Origin of the sequence: Paraburkholderia ultramafica (assembly GCF_902859915.1) — a bacterium.
Lineage (GTDB): Bacteria > Pseudomonadota > Gammaproteobacteria > Burkholderiales > Burkholderiaceae > Paraburkholderia > Paraburkholderia ultramafica.
Genome location: NZ_CADIKK010000141.1, coordinates 1 through 1,175, shown reverse-complemented (window position 1 = coordinate 1,175; position 1,175 = coordinate 1). Strand labels below are relative to the sequence as shown.

The window sequence follows — 1,175 nt, the reverse complement described above, 5'->3', positions numbered from 1 at the left end:
CGAAAATACCATCGAACGGCGTGGCTGATGATCGACGCTGGGAACCGGTGGCCGTGGTAGAGCGATTTGGTCTTCTTCATGACGTCATCTTAGCTGAACGTGACAATGCCGCAGAAAGACCTCGATCGGTTGAAAGCCGTCGAGTTGGCCGCAGTCCGGAAGGCCGCGGACTCGCTGGCCCACGTGTCGCACGTGCGCGGGGTCAGCCTAAAGTTTTTCGCCGTTGTGCCGATAGGGGCAAGTAAGAAAACGGAGAGTAAAACGAATGAAAGAAATTAAGACGGCGCTGGCAGCGCTCGTTACGATGGCGGCTGTAGGCGTGGCGCATGCATCCAACTGGGTGAAAACCGATATTACTGACGATTACGGATTGGTTGTTTCGATCGACATGGAATCGCTTCGATTCGGATCGGACGGCATGGTGCAAGCGTGGTTTAAAGAAGACTACAGCCAGCCAAAATACATCGATGGAACCGCCTACGTTAGCAAGAAATTTATCGAACGTTATTTCTGTAAGACGAACCTTCTAGTACTCGGCCCACAGTACGCATATGACAGCACCGGGTACACCGTGGCAAGAGACGAAACGTACGACCCACCCAAAGAACCGGTTCCCGACTCACTGGCAGAGGCGCGGATGAAATTGACGTGTCAAATAGCTATTACGAAGAAGGCACAGGCACGGAACTGAAATAACGCAACAATCTTTTTGCGTCAGACGGAATTTCGCCTCGACGAAATACTTGTTGAGTAGTTCCTAAACATGAATGGCCGTTGCATCTCGGAAGCAGCCGTATACGTCGCCCTCGCTCGAAGGGCAGTTGAGGGTCGGGTAGCGCCCATTGCTCCAGACGCAGACTGGATCTCCCTTCAACTGAAAGGAGATTGTCATGAGAACATCAACCGACACAGTCCCGACGCGAGTACCGTGGAATAAAGGGAGATTAACCGGCCAGAAGCCACCGCTGAAGCTTAAGGAAATTTGGGCGATACGCGTTCGCCTGCAGCTTTTGTCCCGCGTGCGGGATCTGGCAATGTTCAATCTCGGCATCGACAGCAAGCTTCGCGCTTGTGATTTGACGAAGCTGCGCGTGCGCGACGTTTGTCACGGGGAGCACGTCGCCAGCCGCGCGATGATCATGCAGCAGAAGACGCAACGGCCTGTACAGTTCGAG

At 53.7% G+C, this 1,175-nt stretch carries 2 protein-coding genes and 1 pseudogene; 2 read left to right on the top strand and 1 reads right to left on the bottom strand.

Going from position 1 to position 1,175, the window contains the following annotated elements; genetic code table 11:
- Positions 1 to 80 (bottom strand): annotated as a pseudogene (locus tag HV744_RS37930) (IS6 family transposase); the annotation flags it as partial.
- A gap of 185 nt (positions 81 to 265) precedes the next feature.
- On the opposite strand from HV744_RS37930, the gene HV744_RS36575 reads away from it, so the two are divergent.
- Both HV744_RS36575 and HV744_RS36570 read left to right on the top strand, forming a co-directional pair.
- Positions 266 to 691, top strand: coding sequence for a surface-adhesin E family protein (locus HV744_RS36575; RefSeq protein ID WP_175154085.1), 426 nt, complete (start codon positions 266 to 268; stop codon positions 689 to 691).
- Between the two features lie 199 nt (positions 692 to 890).
- A partial coding sequence (locus HV744_RS36570) for a site-specific integrase (protein ID WP_484555901.1) occupies positions 891 to 1,175 on the top strand: 285 nt, incomplete at its 3' end.

Bases quoted from the DNA above. Each gene is read 5' to 3' on its own strand.
- HV744_RS36575 (WP_175154085.1), top strand. From the start codon at position 266: ATGAAAGAAATTAAGACGGCGCTGGCAGCGCTCGTTACGATGGCGGCT.